This is a genomic window from Agromyces protaetiae, from assembly GCF_030866785.1.
Lineage (GTDB): Bacteria > Actinomycetota > Actinomycetes > Actinomycetales > Microbacteriaceae > Agromyces > Agromyces silvae.
This window is the reverse complement of sequence record NZ_CP133018.1, coordinates 4,022,593-4,039,005: the sequence shown is the minus strand read 5'-3', so window position 1 is coordinate 4,039,005 and position 16,413 is coordinate 4,022,593. Positions and strand designations below refer to the sequence as shown.

The 16,413-nt window shown below is 70.3% G+C and carries 15 protein-coding genes; 14 read left to right on the top strand and 1 reads right to left on the bottom strand.

Annotated features, from left to right (window positions below; genetic code table 11):
- Nucleotides 1-24: 24 nt before the first annotated feature.
- From QU602_RS18445 to QU602_RS18390, 12 genes are all read left to right on the top strand, one after another.
- A complete protein-coding gene (locus tag QU602_RS18445) occupies nucleotides 25-1,083 on the top strand; it encodes an ABC transporter substrate-binding protein (protein WP_308797910.1) in 1,059 nt (352 codons plus the stop codon).
- Between the two features lie 142 nt (nucleotides 1,084-1,225).
- Nucleotides 1,226-2,878, top strand: a complete 1,653-nt coding sequence (locus QU602_RS18440) for an ABC transporter permease (RefSeq protein ID WP_308797909.1) — start codon at nucleotides 1,226-1,228, stop codon at nucleotides 2,876-2,878.
- 46 nt (nucleotides 2,879-2,924) lie between these two features.
- Nucleotides 2,925-4,130 carry an ABC transporter ATP-binding protein gene (locus tag QU602_RS18435; protein ID WP_308797908.1) on the top strand — a complete coding sequence of 402 codons (1,206 nt, stop codon included), beginning with the start codon at nucleotides 2,925-2,927 and terminating at the stop codon, nucleotides 4,128-4,130.
- Entirely contained in the window at nucleotides 4,127-5,215 is a 1,089-nt protein-coding gene (locus QU602_RS18430; protein WP_308797907.1) for a mandelate racemase/muconate lactonizing enzyme family protein, read from the top strand. The genes QU602_RS18435 and QU602_RS18430 overlap by 4 nt, the downstream gene beginning before the upstream one ends.
- Complete coding sequence (locus QU602_RS18425) at nucleotides 5,212-6,036, top strand: SDR family oxidoreductase (RefSeq protein ID WP_308797906.1); 825 nt, start codon at nucleotides 5,212-5,214, stop codon at nucleotides 6,034-6,036. Before QU602_RS18430 ends, QU602_RS18425 begins: the two co-directional genes overlap by 4 nt.
- Nucleotides 6,030-6,956, top strand: a complete 927-nt coding sequence (locus QU602_RS18420) for a dihydrodipicolinate synthase family protein (RefSeq protein WP_308797905.1) — start codon at nucleotides 6,030-6,032, stop codon at nucleotides 6,954-6,956. Before QU602_RS18425 ends, QU602_RS18420 begins: the two co-directional genes overlap by 7 nt.
- Nucleotides 6,953-7,372 carry a GlcG/HbpS family heme-binding protein gene (locus tag QU602_RS18415; RefSeq protein ID WP_308797904.1) on the top strand — a complete coding sequence of 140 codons (420 nt, stop codon included), beginning with the start codon at nucleotides 6,953-6,955 and terminating at the stop codon, nucleotides 7,370-7,372. The genes QU602_RS18420 and QU602_RS18415 overlap by 4 nt, the downstream gene beginning before the upstream one ends.
- Nucleotides 7,373-7,475: 103 nt before the next feature.
- Nucleotides 7,476-8,465 carry a siderophore ABC transporter substrate-binding protein gene (locus tag QU602_RS18410; RefSeq protein WP_308797903.1) on the top strand — a complete coding sequence of 330 codons (990 nt, stop codon included), beginning with the start codon at nucleotides 7,476-7,478 and terminating at the stop codon, nucleotides 8,463-8,465.
- Between the two features lie 5 nt (nucleotides 8,466-8,470).
- Nucleotides 8,471-9,469 carry an ABC transporter permease gene (locus tag QU602_RS18405; protein WP_373692856.1) on the top strand — a complete coding sequence of 333 codons (999 nt, stop codon included), beginning with the start codon at nucleotides 8,471-8,473 and terminating at the stop codon, nucleotides 9,467-9,469.
- Nucleotides 9,462-10,508 (top strand): iron chelate uptake ABC transporter family permease subunit, encoded by a 1,047-nt coding sequence (locus QU602_RS18400; RefSeq protein ID WP_308797902.1) that lies wholly within the window; start codon nucleotides 9,462-9,464, stop codon nucleotides 10,506-10,508. The genes QU602_RS18405 and QU602_RS18400 overlap by 8 nt, the downstream gene beginning before the upstream one ends.
- Nucleotides 10,505-11,266 carry an iron ABC transporter ATP-binding protein gene (locus QU602_RS18395; protein ID WP_308797901.1) on the top strand — a complete coding sequence of 254 codons (762 nt, stop codon included), beginning with the start codon at nucleotides 10,505-10,507 and terminating at the stop codon, nucleotides 11,264-11,266. The genes QU602_RS18400 and QU602_RS18395 overlap by 4 nt, the downstream gene beginning before the upstream one ends.
- Before the next feature lie 45 nt (nucleotides 11,267-11,311).
- Nucleotides 11,312-12,112 carry a siderophore-interacting protein gene (locus QU602_RS18390; RefSeq protein WP_308797900.1) on the top strand — a complete coding sequence of 267 codons (801 nt, stop codon included), beginning with the start codon at nucleotides 11,312-11,314 and terminating at the stop codon, nucleotides 12,110-12,112.
- 72 nt (nucleotides 12,113-12,184) lie between these two features.
- Here QU602_RS18390 and QU602_RS18385 read toward each other — a convergent pair whose 3' ends face one another.
- The gene (locus tag QU602_RS18385) at nucleotides 12,185-13,045 is read right to left on the bottom strand and encodes an SMP-30/gluconolactonase/LRE family protein (RefSeq protein WP_308797899.1); all 861 of its coding nucleotides are present in this window, start codon (nucleotides 13,043-13,045) and stop codon (nucleotides 12,185-12,187) included.
- A gap of 73 nt (nucleotides 13,046-13,118) precedes the next feature.
- On the opposite strand from QU602_RS18385, the gene QU602_RS18380 reads away from it, so the two are divergent.
- A complete protein-coding gene (locus tag QU602_RS18380) occupies nucleotides 13,119-14,060 on the top strand; it encodes a sugar phosphate isomerase/epimerase family protein (protein WP_308797898.1) in 942 nt (313 codons plus the stop codon).
- A complete protein-coding gene (locus QU602_RS18375; RefSeq protein ID WP_308797897.1) occupies nucleotides 14,057-16,408 on the top strand; it encodes a glycoside hydrolase family 2 protein in 2,352 nt (783 codons plus the stop codon). Before QU602_RS18380 ends, QU602_RS18375 begins: the two co-directional genes overlap by 4 nt.
- The last annotated feature ends 5 nt before the right edge of the window (nucleotides 16,409-16,413 follow it).

The window sequence follows — 16,413 nt, the reverse complement described above, 5'->3', positions numbered from 1 at the left end:
TCCGAGGACAAAGGAGTCACAGCAATGCACCGCACCTTCCGGAGAATCGCCGGGGCGGGGGCGGCGGCGATCGCCGTCGGCCTGCTCTCGGCCTGCGCCACCGACACCGCCGCCGGCGGCCCGGCCGCGAGCAACGACCCCGTCACCTTCGTCTGCAACGTCCAGGACGACTGGTGCCAGGTCATGTCCGACGCGTTCACCGCCGACACCGGCATCCCCGCGCGCTTCGTGCGCATCAACACCGGCGAGACGCTCGCACGGCTGCAGGCGGCCTCCGCGGCGCCCGAGTTCGACGTGTGGGTCGGCGGCAACGCCGACAGCCACATCGCTGCGTGGGACGAGGGGCTCCTCGCCGCGTACGAGTCGCCGGTCGCCGAGGCGATCGACCCCGACTATCGCGACCCGGACGGGCATTGGACCGGGCTCTACCTGGGCGCGCTCAGCTTCTGCAGCAACACCGAGGTGCTCAGCGACCTGGGGGTCGACGTCCCCACCACGTGGGACGACCTGCTCGACCCCGCTCTGAAGAGTCAGGTCGCGCTCGCGCACCCGTCGACCTCGGGCACGTCGTACACCGCATTGTGGACGCAGGTCGAACTCAACGACGGCGACGAGGACGCGGCGCTGGACTACTTCGCCAAGCTCAACCAGAACATCCTCCAGTATCCGAAGACGGGTGGCGCGCCCGGGCAGATGGCCGGTCGCGGCGAGGTCGCCGTCGGCATCGTGTTCGCCCACGACTGCCAGCAGTACATCAACGAGGGCTTCTCCGCCCTCGAGGTGGCGTTCCCCGAGGAGGGCACCGGCTTCGAGATCGGTGCGATCAGCGTGGTGGCGGACGGCCCGAACGAGTCGGGTGCGCACGCGTTCGTCGACTGGGCGCTCTCGCCCGAGGCGCAGGCGCTCGGCGAGACCGCCAGCGCCTTCCAGATCCCGTCGAATCCCGAGACCCCGGTCAGCGAGAACATGGTCGACCTCGGATCGCTCACCCTCGTGCCGTATGACGCCGTCGCCGCGGGTGCGATGCGCGCCGAGCTGACGGCGCGTTTCGACAACGAGATCGCCACGGCACCCCGCGAGTGACCCGCGCCGACGACCGTTCCCACACACCTCGAGAGGGCTCGCCATGAGCGCACCGGTTATGACGCCGCCGATCGGCGCGATGGCATCGTCAGCGACGCCTGCGCCGCGCCGAAACCGCCGGGGGATCCCCACGGATCCCACCGTGCGAATCGTCCTCGCGATCGTCGTGATCGCGCTGGTCTTCCTCATCGCCGTCCCGCTGTGGCGCGTGATCCAGTACGCGCTCACGCCCGACGGTCTGGGCGTGCTGGCCAGCATCGTGACCAACCCCACCAACGTCCGCATCGCGATCAACACGCTGGTGCTGGGTGTCACGGTGGGAACCGTGGGAACGGTCGTCGGCTTCCTCTTCGCGTTCGCCCAGGTCCGCCTGCGCTTCCGCGGAAAGAAGCTCCTCCATCTGATCGCCCTGCTGCCGATCGTCTCACCGCCCTTCGCCGTGGCGACGTCGCTCATCACGCTGTTCGGCCGCAACGGCATGATCAGTTCCGACCTCCTCGGTCTCTCGCTCGACGTCTACGGCCTGAGCGGGCTGACCATCGTGTTGTCGCTGTCGTTCTTCCCGGTGGCGTACATGAACATGAAGGGGATGCTCGAGAGCATGGACCCGGCGCTCGACGAGGCGTCCTCCGATCTCGGCGGGACCGCGTTGCGCACATTCCGCAAGGTCACCCTGCCGCTCATGCTCCCGGCGATCGCCGGCTCGTTCCTGCTGCTGTTCGTGGAGGCGATCGCCGACCTCGCCAACCCCCTGGTCATCGGCGGCGACTACACCGTGCTGGCCGCGCGCGCCTACCTCGCCCTCACGGGCGAATACAACGTCCCGGCCGCCGCAGGCTACTCGATCGCACTGCTCCTGCCCGCCCTGCTCGTGTTCGGGCTGCAGAGGTACTGGGTCACTCGCAAGAACGTGGTCACCATCACGGGCAAGCCGGCCGGAACCCAGCGACCCATCCGTGATCTGCGGATCGCGATCCCGGTGCTCACGATCGTCGTCGCGATCGCGCTGTTCATCATCCTCATCTACGCGACCGTGCTCATCGGCGGCTTCGTGAAGATCCTCGGCGTGAACAACGAGCTCACCCTGGACCACTACCGCTACATCCTGCTCGGAGTGGGCTCCGACGCGACCAGGGACACGGTGATGCTCGCCCTCATCGCGACGCCCATCGCGGGCATCCTCGGCATGGCCATCGGATGGCTCGTCGTGCGCAAGCTCCGGCGCCTGGGCGGCGTGCTCGACTTCGTCGGCATGCTCGGTGTCGCCGTCCCCGGGACGGTGCTCGGCATCGGCTACGCGGTCTCGTACAGCACGCCGGTCGAGATATTCGGCCTGCAGGTGTTCCCCGCGCTCGCCGGTGGTGCCGCGATCCTCGGCGGCGTCGTCGCCATCGTCATGGTCTTCGTCGCGACCACCGTGCCGATGGGGCAGCGGGCGGCGATCTCGTCACTGCAGCAGATCCATCCGGCGATCGACGAGGCGGCGACGTCGCTGGGCGCCAGCGGCGCGCGCACCTTCCGCACCGTGACGCTGCCGCTCATCCGTCCGGCCTTGCTGACTGGTCTGGTCTCGGCGTTCGCGAAATGCATGACGCTGCTCTCGGCGATCGTGTTCATCACCACGCCGAGCGTCCAGCTGATGACCGCGCAGATCCTCAACGAGGTGGAGTCGGGGCGCTTCGGCAACGCATTCGCGTTCTGCACGCTCCTGATCGTCATCGTGCTCACCGTGGTCGGCCTGATGAACCTCGTGCTGCGTTCCCGCCTCCTCGTACGCGGCGGAGACGATGACTGACCACCGAATCGACCCCGTCCCCGCACGCGCCGCGAAGGAGCCCGCCATGACCCACACCGCCCCGGATGCCGTGCGCACGCTCGACGCCCCGACGCCCGCCCCGGCTCAGGGCCGGTTGAGCCTGGTCGACGTGACCAAGCGCTTCGGGCCGGCCGGCCGAAGTGTCACCGCGGTCGACGGCGTCTCGATCGACATCAAGCCAGGTGAGTTCGTCACGCTGCTCGGCCCCTCCGGATGCGGCAAGACCACGCTCCTGCGCATGATCGCGGGATTCGAGCAGACCACCGACGGTGGCATCCGTCTCGACGGCGCCGATCTCACCCGCATCTCGCCAGACAAGCGGCCGATGGCGATGGTGTTCCAGTCCTACGCCCTCTTTCCGCACATGACCGTGCGAGAGAACGTCGCGTACGGGCTGAAGATCAAGAAACGCTCGAAAGCGCAGCTCGCCGAGGAGGTCGACTCGGCCCTCACGACGATGAACCTGCTGAGCTACGCCGAGCGCGCCCCGCACCAGCTGTCCGGCGGGCAGCAGCAGCGCGTGGCCCTCGCTCGCGCCCTCGTCATGCGGCCCAAGGTGCTGCTGTTCGACGAGCCCCTGTCGAACCTCGATGCGAAGCTGCGTATCCAGATGCGGGCCGAGATCCGCCGCATTCAGCGTCGACTGGGCATCACCGCGGTCTTCGTCACCCACGACCAAGACGAGGCGATCGAGATGTCCGACCGCATCGTGGTGCTGCGCGCCGGGCAGATCGAGCAGATCGACACCGCCGAGGGCGTGTACCACCGGCCCGCGTCGACCTTCGTCGCCGACTTCATCGGCCGGGCCAACTTCGTGTCCACCACCCTGATCGCCGAGCCGCGCGACGGCATGGCCCGCGTGCACGTGCTCGGTCGCGAACTGACGGTGCCCGCCCACCCCGGCGTGACCTCCGACGGGGCCTCCGTGCTCGTCGTGCGGCCCGAGACCGTCGAGGTCTCGCCCGTGCCCGAGGCGGAGTCGGACGAGGGCGGTGACATCGGCCACGTGCTCGCGCGCGTCTTCCGCGGCAGCAGTGTCGAGTACGACGTCGAGACCGACGGCGGCAACATGCTCGTGACCGTCTCCGACCCCGACGCCGGATCCCTCATCGACGTCGGCGCCCCGGTCCGGGTGCGCCTCCGCAGCCCGGAGCGCTCCTGGTTGCTCCCTCAGGAGTCGCAACCCTCACGTCACGCCACCGAGACCCCCCGCGAAGGAGCATCCGTATGAGAATCGACGCGATCGAGCTGCACCTGTCCCGCATCCCGCTGCCGAACGGCGACTGGGGCGACCAGATCCACCATGTGACCCACATCGAGATCCTCGTCGCGGACGTGCGCACCGACACCGGCCTGACCGGCACCGGGTTCACCCACACCAGCGGCGTCGGCGGCGTCACCCTGCTGTCGATGCTGCGTGAGCTCGTGCCCACGCTCATCGGCGCCGAGGTCGACCCCAGGGCGTTGTGGGATCAGGCGTGGCGCCACATCCGCGACAGCGGCACGGGCGGGGTCACCACTCTCGCGCTCGCCGCGGTCGACATCGCGCTGTGGGACCTCGTGGCCCAGCATCACCGGGTGCCGCTGTCGGGGCTGCTCGGCCGCTTCCACGACCGCATTCCGCTGTACGGCAGTGGGATCAACCTGCACCTCACCGTCGAAGAGGTGATCGACCAGGTCCAAGGGTGGAAGGCCGCCGGCTATGCCGCCGGCAAGGTGAAGGTCGGCAAACCCGATGTGCAGGAGGACCTGGAACGGCTCACGCTCATCCGCGAGGCGGTGGGCCCGTATCCGCTCATGGTCGATGCGAATCAGGGATGGACGCTGCCTGCCGCGGTCATCGCGGCCGAGCGCTTCCGCGATCTCGGGCTGGTATGGCTCGAGGAGCCGTTCCGCGTCGATGACGTGCTCTCGCACGCCCGGCTCCGCGCCCGTTCGTCCATTCCGCTCGGCCTGGGTGAGAACCTCTACACCCTCGAGCAGTTCCGTGAGTACATCGTCGCCGACGCGTGCGACTTCGTGCAGGCCGACCTCGGCCGAGTGGGCGGGATCACGCCGTACCTCGGGATCGCGCAGCTCGCACGCGCGTTCAACCTGCCGATGACGCCGCACTTCGTCATGGAGCTCAGCGCGACCGTCCTCGCGTCCGTGCCCAACGCACTGTGGTCGGAGATGACCGACGGCGGGACGCTCAGCGATCTCGGCGTCATCGAGCCGCACCCGGTGGTCGACGGGTTCTTCGTCCCGTCGGAACGTCCGGGTCTGGGGCTCGTCTACGACCGCGATCGCCTGCGTGCGCACGAGGTGGACGCGTGAGCGCCGACCCACTGTTCGACCTGACCGGCCGCGTCGTTCTCGTGACCGGCGGCCTCGGCCAGATCGGTACCGCGTTCGTCCGGGCACTGCACGCGCGAGGCGCCCGCGTCGCGGTCGGCTCGCGGAGTGTCACGGCCACGGCGCTGCACGCTGCCGTTCCCGGCGCCGATCCCGACCGGCTGCTGGCGGTCCCCCTCGACATCACCGAGGCCGCGAGTGTGTCGGCCGCGGTCGAGCAGATCGTGCAGCACTGGGGCGGCATCGACGGCCTGGTCAACAACGCGGGGCTGGACACGCAGCCGGGGTCCGCGCCGGAGGTGTCCGGTCCGTTCGAGGGATTCCCGGTCGAGGTGTTCCGCGAGGTGGTGGAGGTGAACCTCGTCGGCACCTTCCTCGTCACCCAGGCCGTGGGTGCGGCCATGCGCGAGCGCGACGGCGGCTCGATCGTGAACGTGGGCTCGATCTACGGCATGGTCTCACCGGTGCAGGACCTCTACACCTACGCGGAGGAGGAGACCGGTGTCCCGTTCATCAAGCCCGTCGCCTATTCCGCCGCCAAGTCGGGCGTCTACAACCTCACCCGCTACTGCGCCACCTACTGGGGTCGGCACGGTATCCGGGTGAACACGCTCACGCCCTCCGGAGTGCGACGCGAGACGCAGCATCCGACGTTCCAAGAGCGCTACACGGGCCGTATCCCGATCGGGCGCATGGCCGAGGCCGACGAGTTCGACGCGGCGCTGGTCTTCCTCCTCGCCGACGGTTCGCGCTACATGACTGGCGCGAACCTGGTGGTGGACGGCGGGTGGACGGCATGGTGAGCACGCCCGACCTCGGCGTGCTGTTCGCCGCGATCGCGACGCCGTACGACACGAGCGGTGCCGTGGACGCCGATCGACTCGCAGCGCTCGTCGACGAGTACGTCCGGCGCGGGGTCGAAGGCATCTACTGTGCGGGTTCGTCGGGAGAAGGCCTGCTGCTCGACGAGGCGGAGCGCGCGCTGGTCACGGCGACCGCCGTGTCGGCCGCCGCGGGACGCGTTCCGGTCGTGGCGCACGTGGGGGCGCTGAGCACGCGAAGCTCGATCGGGCTCGCCGAGCAGGCACACGCCGCAGGAGCCGCCGCGGTGTCCATGATCCCGCCGATCTACTACCGCTACACCCCCGCGCAGGTGCTGGGTCACTACCGCTCGGTGATGGACCGGGTGGACGTGCCGATGATCGTCTACAACATCCCGCAGTTCACCGGCGTCGACATGACCGGAGAACTCGGACGCGAGCTCCTGGCCGACCCGAGGGTGGTCGGTGTCAAGCACACCTCCCACGACCTGTTCGCCGTCGAGCGCATCACCGCGCGGCATCCGCGGCTCGCAGTGATCAACGGCTTCGACGAGATCTTCGTCGCCGCTTCAGCTGCGGGGACACGCGGGTCGATCGGCACCACCGTGGGCGTGCAGGTCGAGCTGTTCCGGATGGCTCGCGCAGCCCTCGAACGCGGCGACCTCGAGGAGGCGCGACGCTGGCAGGCCCGTATCAACACCGTCGTCGATGAGCTCGTCGCCATCGACGTCTTCCCCGCCGCGAAGATGCTCTCGGGCGTGCGCGGCGGGTCGCTCGGGGAGTGCCGGGCACCGTTCACTCCGCTCGCCGACGAGGCCCGCGAACGCGTGCGCCGCCTCGCCGAGCGTCTCGACGCCTGGATCGGCGAGGCCGCCGATGAGTCGGCCACGGGGACGCGATGAGCGTCACGCGCCCGGTGGTCGGCGTCGAGGCGGCGCTCGCGGCCGTGTATGGGGGGCTGAACGACGCTCGTGCCGCACACGGTGAGACGAGCGGGGTCGCGGTCGCGGTCGTCGGGCCCGCCGGCGAGCTCGTCGCGTTCGGAGCCCACGACCTCGTCGGTCCGCTCCCGCGTCGCGTCGCACTGCGGAAGGCGTACACCGCCGTGCTGTTGCGGCGCAGCACGCGGGAGGCGGCGGCATCGGTGGCGGACGGGCGCCTCGACCTCGAGCAACTCGGAGACGACGAGCTCCTGGTCGTGCCCGGGGGTGAGCCCGTGCGCTCGGGGGGAGCGGTGCTGGGCGCCGTGGGGGTGAGCGGGCTCAGCGCGGATGACGACGAAGCGATCGCCGTCGAACTCGTCCAGCGCCTCGTCTGAGTGCAGCCCCTTTCGCGATTCCATCACCAGATATAGGTTAGCCTTACCTAATTCGATGCGCTTCTGCATCAGCATCCAGTGAAGGAAATGGAGCTCTTCCGCCATGCCCAGACGCCGTTCCGACCTCATCGTCATCAGCGCGCTCGCCGCCGTGTCGCTCGCGTTCACGGGGTGTGCCGCTCCCGCGAGCGATGCCGAGGAACCGGCGACGAGTGCGGCCGCGAGCGGCACGATCACGATCGAGGACAACCACGGCGAGATCGAGGTGCCGGTGAACCCCGAGCGCGTCGTCGCGCTCGACAATCACGTGTTCGAGACGCTGTCGGCCTGGGACGTGCCGCTCGTCGCGGCGCCGAAGCAGATCATGGGCACGATCTGGCCGGTCTACACGGACGACGAGGCGGTGCTCGACGCGGGCGCGCACTTCGAGCCGAAGCTCGAGTCGATCGTCGCCGCTCAGCCCGACCTCGTGATCGGCGGGTACCGCTTCGCGGAGTCGTACGATGCGATCGTGGCGCAGAACCCCGACGCGGCGGTCATCGAGATCGCACCCCGCGAGGGTGAGGAGCCGGGTGCCGAGCTCGTCCGTCAGATCGAGATCCTCGGCCAGATCTTCGACCGTGAGGCGGAGGCCGCAGAGCTCGCGGCCGCGTTCGAGTCGGCGATCGACGAGGCGAAGGGCGCCTACGACGGCGAGTCGACCGTCACCACGCTGCTCACCTCAGGCGGCGAGATCGCCTACATCGCGCCGGTGACCGGCCGCAGCCTCGGCGTGCTGTACCCGACCCTCGACCTCGTGCCCGCCATCGAGCAGGCCGCGGAGGACACCTCGCACGGCGACGACATCAGCGTCGAGGCGATCGCGGCCGCGAACCCCGACTGGCTCATCGTGATGGACCGCGACGGCGCCCTCACCAACGCCGAGGGGTATGTGCCGGCGGTGGAGCTCATCGAGGGCTCGGAGGCGCTCGCCAACGTGACCGCGGTGAAGGAGGGCCAGATCATCTACGTCGACCCGAACTTCTACCTCACCGAGGACATCCAGTCGTACACCGCGCTCTACGAGCAGATCGCCGAGGCGTTCGGAGCCTGAGCCCCGTGACGACCTCGCGAACGGCATCCGCCGTCGGCCCGGAGGTGCGCACCCGTCGCGGTGCGCGCCTCCGGCGCTTCGCGTTGCCCGCGGCGTTGCTCGTCACCCTGGCCGTGCTCGCCGCGTCCCTGTTCGTCGGGGTCTACGACGTCGTCGGCGGCGAGCTCGGCGGCGAGATGTTCGCGATCACGCGCATCCCGCGCACGATCGCGTTGGTCCTCGCCGGTTGCGCAATGGCGGTCAGCGGGCTCGTCATGCAGATGCTCACGCAGAACCGCTTCGTCGACGCGACCACCGCCGGCACGACCGAGTGGGCGGCGCTCGGCCTGCTGCTCACCGTGCTCATCGCACCGGCCGCCGGGCTCACCACGCAGATGATCGTCGCGAGCCTCACCGCGTTCGCCGGCACGCTCGTCTTCCTGGCGGTGCTTCGCCGGGTCGTGCTGCGCACCACCCTCGTGGTGCCGCTCATCGGCATCATGCTCGGTGCGGTCGTGAGCGCGTTCACGACCTTCCTCGCGGCATCCACGAACTCGCTGCAGATGCTCGGCACCTGGTTCATGGGCAGCTTCACGAGCGTGGTGCGCGGCCGGTACGAGGTGCTGTGGGTGGTCGCGATCGTGACGCTCCTCGTGTTCATCGCGGCCGACCGGTTCACCGTCGCCGGCCTGGGTCGCGACGTCGCGACCTCGGTCGGCCTGCGATACGAGGTCGTGCTCTTCGGCGGGACCGCGCTGGTCGCCGTCGCGACGGGCGTGACGACCGTGGTCGTCGGGTTCCTGCCGTTCATCGGCCTCGTCGTGCCGAACATCGTGTCCATGATCCGCGGCGACGACCTCCGCAGCAACCTGCCGTGGGTGTGCCTCGGCGGCGTCCTGCTCGTCACCGTCTGCGACCTCATCGGGCGCGTCGTGCGCTGGCCGTTCGAGGTCCCGGTGTCGATGGTGCTCGGCATCGTCGGCAGCGCGGTCTTCGTCACGCTCCTGGTCCGGCGCCGTGGCTGAGGCGACCGTGCACGGCTCGGCCCGAGGCATCCGCCCCGCCGCGCGCGCCGCGCGGTCCGCGACGACCGCGCGCACCGATCGCGCCCAGGTCATCGGGCTCACCGTCGCGGGGGGCCTCGCGATCGTGTTCGCCGTGCTGCTGCTCACCTGGGCGAATCCGCTGCCGTTCGGCGAGCCCGGCTTCTGGATCATCGTGCAGTCCCGGGCGACCGCGGTCGGCACCATCGCCCTCGTGGCGACCTGCCAGGCGCTCGCGACCGTGCTGTTCCACACCGCGACCGGCAACCGCATCCTGACCCCCTCGATCCTCGGCTTCGACGCGCTGTACACGCTCATGCAGACGGCGCTCGTCTTCGTGTTCGGCATGGCCGCGACGCAGGTCGAGGGCGTCGGCAAGATCGTCGTGCAGAGCCTCGCCATGATCGTGTTCGCGAGCGTGCTGTACGGCTGGCTGTTCTCCGGGAAGCGGCAGAACCTGCACGTGCTGCTGCTCGTCGGGGTCGTGCTCGGGGTCGGCTTCGCCTCGGTGTCGACGTTCCTGCAGCGGCTGCTGACGCCGAGCGAGTTCGACATCCTCGCGGCGCGGCTGTTCGGCAGCATCGGGCGCGGCAACCCCGAGGTGCTGCCGTGGGCGGGCGTCATCGTGGCGGCTGTCGCGGTGCTCATGTGGCTGCGCCGTCGCAGCCTCGACGTGCTCGCGCTCGGCCGCGACGCCGCGACGAACCTCGGCCTGCGCTACCGGCGCGAGGTCGTCGCGCTCCTCGTCGTCGTGGCCGCACTCATCTCGATCTCGACGACCATGGTCGGGCCGATGACGTTCTTCGGGTTCCTGGTCGCGACCATGACCTACCAGTTCGTCCGCGTCGACGACCATGCGCGCACGCTGCCCATGGCCGTGCTCGTCGCGATCGCGACGCTGCTCGGGGCGTACTTCGTGCTGCAGCACGTCTTCTACGCCGCGGGCCTCGTGACGATCATCATCGAGTTCGTCGGCGGCGTCGCATTCCTCGTCGTCATCCTGAAGAAGGGGCTCAGATGATCACCCTCGAACGCGTCGCCAAACGGTACGGCGGAGCGCACGCCCTCGGCCCGATCGACCTCGAGATCGCACGCGGCGGCATCACCGCGCTCGTCGGTCCGAACGGCGCGGGCAAGTCGACCATGCTCACCATCATCGGCCGGCTGCTCGACGCCGACAGCGGCACCGTGCGGGTCGGCGACTTCGACGTGGTCACCGCCCGGCCCCGGGAGCTCGCGAAGGTGGTCTCGATCCTCAAACAGGAGAACCATTTCGTGGCCCGGCTCACGGTGCGCCAGCTCGTCGGCTTCGGGCGCTTCCCGCACTCGCGCGGCCGGCTCACGGCCGAGGACCACGCGGCGATCGAGCGCGCGATCGGCTTCCTCGACCTCGGCGGTCTCGAGGACCGGTTCCTCGACGAGCTCTCCGGCGGGCAGCGCCAGCGCGCGTTCGTCGCGATGGTGCTCGCGCAGGACACGGACTACGTGCTGCTCGACGAGCCGCTCGCGAGCCTCGACATGCGGCACGCGGCGGCCATGATGCAGCGGCTGCGCGACGCCGCCGACGCGCTCGAGCGGACCATCGTGCTCGTCGTGCACGACCTCAACTTCGCCGCGGCGTACGCCGACCGCATCGTCGCGCTGTCGGGCGGCCGGATCGCCGCAGCCGGCACGCCGGACGAGATCATGCGACCCGAGGTGCTGAGCGAGGTGTTCGAGACGCCCGTCGAGGTGCTCGAGCACCGCGGTCGTCGCCTCGCCGTGTACTACCGCGTCTGAGCGCGCGGATGCCCCACCCCCCAACCCCTCAGCGAAGGAGCCCCCATGCCGTTCACCCTGACCCGCCGGCCCAACGAGCTGGTCTTCCGCCCGGTGCGGCTCACGGCACGCACCTGGCTCGCGCCGCACTACGTCCGCGTCCGCCTCGAAGGAGACGCGCTGCGCGGGTTCGACTCGCCGGGCAGCGACGATCACCTCCGGGTGTTCTTCCCCGACGGCGCGTCGGTGCCGGACCTGGTCGACACCGACGCGCTGCGCGAGTTCCCGAGTCGTGAGTACACGCCGCTCGCGTGGGATGCCTCGGGCGGCTCGCTCGACCTCGAGTTCGTCGTGCACGGCCACGGTGTGGCCGGGCGTTGGGCGGCCGAGGCGGCGGTCGGCAGCCTCGTCGGCGTCGGCGGACCGCGCGGGTCCATGGTGGTCGACGGCTCGCCCGCCGGATGGTTCCTGGCCGGCGACGAGACCGCGCTGCCCGCGATCCGCCGCTTCCTGGAGCAACTCTCGCGGGTCGCGCCGGACGGGCGCGGCCTCGTACTCGTCGAGGTGCCGGATGCGGACCACCGGCCGCCCATCGAGGCCCCGGCCGGCACCGAGCTGCGCTGGGTGCATCGCGGCGAGGCATCCGAAGGGTCCGCCCTCGCCGCCGCGCTGGACGCGCTCGGCGCTGCCGACCGCCCTGCGCCGGCCGCCGACGCGGGCGACGTGTTCGCGTTCATCGCGGCCGAGCACTCGATCGTCAAACCCGGCCGCGCGCTGGTCCTCGACCGATGGGCTCTCGACGCCGAGCGCGTGATCGTGAAGGGCTACTGGCGACGCGGGGAGGCCGAGTACCACGCGCCGCACTGAGCGTGGGTGGCCGACGATCTCATCGGATGATCCGACGCCCGCGCGTGCGTCAGCAGGCCGTGGGCGTGATCGTCAGAGGGCGGCTTCTCGCACCGGGACGGCGGGCGCATCCGCCGTCGCGACGAAGAGCGCACCCGCCGAGGGCTCGGCTTCGTCGTCGAGTCCCTCGCGAGAGGTCGTGAGGTAGAGCGTGGTGCCGCTCGAGCCGCCGAGCGCGCACGAGGTCACGCGGGAGACGCCCGGGACCTCGACCACCGCGTCCAGCCTGCCGTCGCGGTCGTAGTGCCGCGCCGCGCCCCCGTTGTAGAACGCGACCCAGACCCCGCCTTCGGCGTCGACGCAGAGCCCGTCGGGATTGCCCACGACCTCGTCGGGCACCACGACGAAGGGCCGGCGGGCGACGAGCTCGCCGTCGGCGTCCACGTCGAACACGTCCACGCGCCTCGTCCGTGAGTCGACGTAGAACGCGCGCGATCCGTCGGCTGCGAAGCCGAGGCCGTTCGAGATCGTCACGCCGTCGAGGATCCGCGTCGCCCCGCGGTCCACGCCGAGGCGCCACACATCGGCACTGCCCGGCTCACGGGAGTCGTGGATGGTGCCGCACAGCACCCGGCCCAGCGGATCGATCGCGCCCTCGTTGAAGCGGGCGTCGGCCGGGATGAGGTCGGCCGATCGCCACTCCTCGCGCTCCGCGGCGTCCCAGAGCAGGAAGCCGCGTTCGGTGGCCACGACGAGACCGCCGCCCGTGCGTGGGCGCACCATCGCCGCCACGCGCGAGCCGGTCGGCGTGCGGCGGATCTCGCCGGTGGCATCGCTGCGGAACAGCACATCGCCCGCGAGCATGTCGACCCAGCGCACCCCGCCCCAGGGCTCGTGCCAATGCGCGCCTTCGCCGTGGTAGACCACGGGATCCGTGAGCTGCTCGGCGATCATCGAACCTCCAAGTTGTGCTTTTTCGCAAATATATGTTCAATATATAACAAACCGGACGACGAGGATCGGACCCATGCGCATAGCCGCCTTCCCCAAGGCCTTCCTGCACGAACTCATCGTGGACCGTTCGATGACGATCTTCGAGTGGATCGAGCTCGCCCGCACGCTCGGTGTCGACGGTCTCGAGCTGCACCCGGGCTTCTTCCACGAGGGTGGGCGGGCCGAGATCGACGCCGTCGGCGAGGCGCTCGCCGACGCCGGGTTCGAGATGCCCATGCTCTGCGCCTCACCCGACTTCACGCACCCCGACGCCGCACAGCGGGCGCGGGAACGCGACCACCAGGCCGATGCGATCCGGCTCGCCGCGGCGCTCGGTGGCGACGCACCGACCTGCCGGGTGCTGTCGGGGCAGGCCCACCCGCAGGTCGCCGTCGAGCAGGGACTCGACTGGGCCACCGAGGCGATCGAGGAGCTGCTGCCGCTCGCCCGAGAGCTCGGCGTCGCGCTCTGTCTCGAGAACCACTACAAGGCGTCGACGTGGCAGTACCCCGAGTTCGCCCAACGCAAGCCGGTCTTCCTCGAGCTGCTCAGCCGGATCGAGGATCGCGAGTGGTTCGGCGTGCAGTTCGATCCCTCGAACGCGCTGGTCGCGGGCGAGGACTCCGCCGCCTTCCTCGCCGAGGTGGTCGACCGGGTGTTCACCATGCAGGCGTCGGACCGGTACCTCGCCGACGGCGCGAGCCTCGACGCGCTGCGCCTCGCCGACGGCACGATCGGCTACTCGCCGGACTTGCGGCACGGCGTGATCGGCCGCGGACTCAACGACTACCCGCGCATTTTCGAGACCCTGCGGGGCGCGGGGTATGACGGCTGGATCAGCATCGAGGACGGCGTGAACGGCCTGGGTGAGATGGCGGAGTCGGCGGCGTTCCTGCGCGCGGCCCGCGACGAGTGGTTCGGCGGTTCCAAGGATGTGGATGTCGCGGCACGGCGCCGCGCGACGGAGGAGGCATGACGACGATGACGGAGACGATCCGCCAGGTGATCGACGACGGGTGGCTGTTCGGTGGTGAGATCCCGTTGCCCGGTCCCGAGGACGGGCTCTTCCCCGAGGTGGTCGAGGCGTTCGCCGATCCGCGACGGGATGTCTCGGGCTGGGCGTCCGTCACGCTTCCGCATGTCGTCTGCGACCTGTCGTGGCGCTCGTGGGACCCCGCCGCCTGGGAGAAGGTGTGGGCCTACCGCAGGCCGCTCGAGCTCGAAGCTCGCGAGGGTGAGCGGGTGTTCGTGGAGTTCGACGGCGCCATGACGAACGCGACCGTCTCACTCGACGGGGTTCCGCTCGGCGAGCACCGCGGCGGGTATCTGCCCTTCCGGTTCGAGATCACCGACGCGGTCCGTGCGGGCCGCGCCTCGGTGCTCGCGGTCGCGCTCGACGCGCGCTTCAACGTCAACGTGCCACCCAACCTGCCGGCGCCCGCGCTCAGCTCATCGATCGACTATCTCCAGCCGGGAGGCATCCACCGGTCCGTCTCGATCCTGCGCACGCCGTCCGCCTTCGTCGCCGAGCTCGCGCTCACGCATGGCGACGTCCTCGATCCCGGGCGCCGTCGGACCGAGGCCGTGGTCACGATCGACGCCGGCGGTCCGCTCGACGACCGTGCCGAGGTCGTGGTGCGCGTGCTCGAGCTCGACGGCCGCGAGATCGCCCGCGCGAGCGCGCCGGCGGCCGCCGAGGTCGCGCTGACGATCACGGGGCTCGACGCGATCGAGCTCTGGGACCTCGACGCGCCGCGGCTGTACCGCGTCGTCGCGGAGCTGCGGGTCGACGGCAGCACCGTGCACACGCTGTCGCGCCGGACCGGCTACCGCGAGGCCCGCTTCGAGACGGACGGGTTCTTCCTCAACGGCACCAGGCGGTACCTCATGGGCGTGAACCGGCACGGGTACTTCCCGTTCGGCGGATTCGCGATGCCCGACCGCGTGCACCGCCGCGACGCCGAGATCATCAAGAACGAGCTGAACTGTCAGATGGTCAGGTGCTCGCACTACCCGCAGACCGCGTCGTTCCTCGACGCCTGCGACGAGCTCGGGCTCGTCGTCTGGGAGGAGTCGCCCGGGTGGCAATACGTCGGAGACGACACGTGGCAGGACGCCGCAGTCGACGACATCACGGCGATGATCGCCCGCGACCGGCACCGGCCCTCGATCGTGGTGTGGGGCGCTCGGCTCAACGAGACCGCCGATCGCCCCGAGTTCTACGCACGCACCGAGGCGCTCGTGAAGGAGCTCGACCCGTCGCGCGCCACGAGCGGCACCATGTTCGGCGACTACGCGCGCCGGCAGGTCTTCCAGCACGACGTGTTCTCCTACGACGACTACACGACGAGGGTCGACGAGACCGGGGAGCGGATCCCGGTGTTGCTCGATCCGGTGCCCGGCAAGCCCTACCTCGTGAGCGAGGCGATCTCGACGCGGAGCAGCCCGACGACCTTCTACCTCCGCAACGACGGCGCACTCGTACAGCAGCACCAGGCCCTCGACTACGCCGTGGGGCACGATCACGCCCGTGGCGACGAGCGGTTCAGCGGGCTGCTCGCCTGGGTCGGGTTCGACTACGAGGCCAACATGGGCAACCATCATCGCGGCATCAAGACCTCGGGCCTCGGCGACGTCTTCCGGGTGCTCAAGCCCGGCGCGGCGATCTACCGGTCGCAGATCGACCCGCGGGTGCGCCCGGTCATCGCGCCCGCGTTCACCTGGGATCCGCCGGAGTTCGGCCAGGCGAACGCGTTCGGCGGCCGTCCGGAGGGCCGCCTCTGGGGCCCGGGCGAGCGCGCGATGATCTGCTCGAATCTCGACCGGCTGGAGGTTCGGCTGGGTGGCCGCACCGTCGCCTCGGCCGAGCCGGACCGCGAGCGGTTCCCGCACCTCGAGCACGCGCCGACCTTCGTCGACCTGCGGCTCGGGGAGGAGGACGTGCCGGACCTCGAGATCGACGGATACCTCGGCGGCGAGCTCGTTCTGACGCACCGGGTGAGCGGGACACGCGCCGCCGACACGCTCGCGCTCACGCCCGACGACGAGGCCATCGTCGAGGGCAACGACGCGACACGCGTCGTCGTCGCGGTGCAGGACCGGCACGGCGTCGCGCGGGGCCGGACCAACGCGATCGTCGAGCTGCGCCTCGAGGGCCCGGCGGAGCTCGTCGGCGACCCGCGTATCGACCTCGCCGAGACCGGAGCCGTCGCGGCCGTCTGGGTGCGCTCGACCCCCGGCGCGACCGGGCGGGCGATCCTCACCGCCACCGCCGACGGCTTCGGCGCCGAGACCGCGATCATCGACATCCTGCCCGCCCGCTGAGCGGG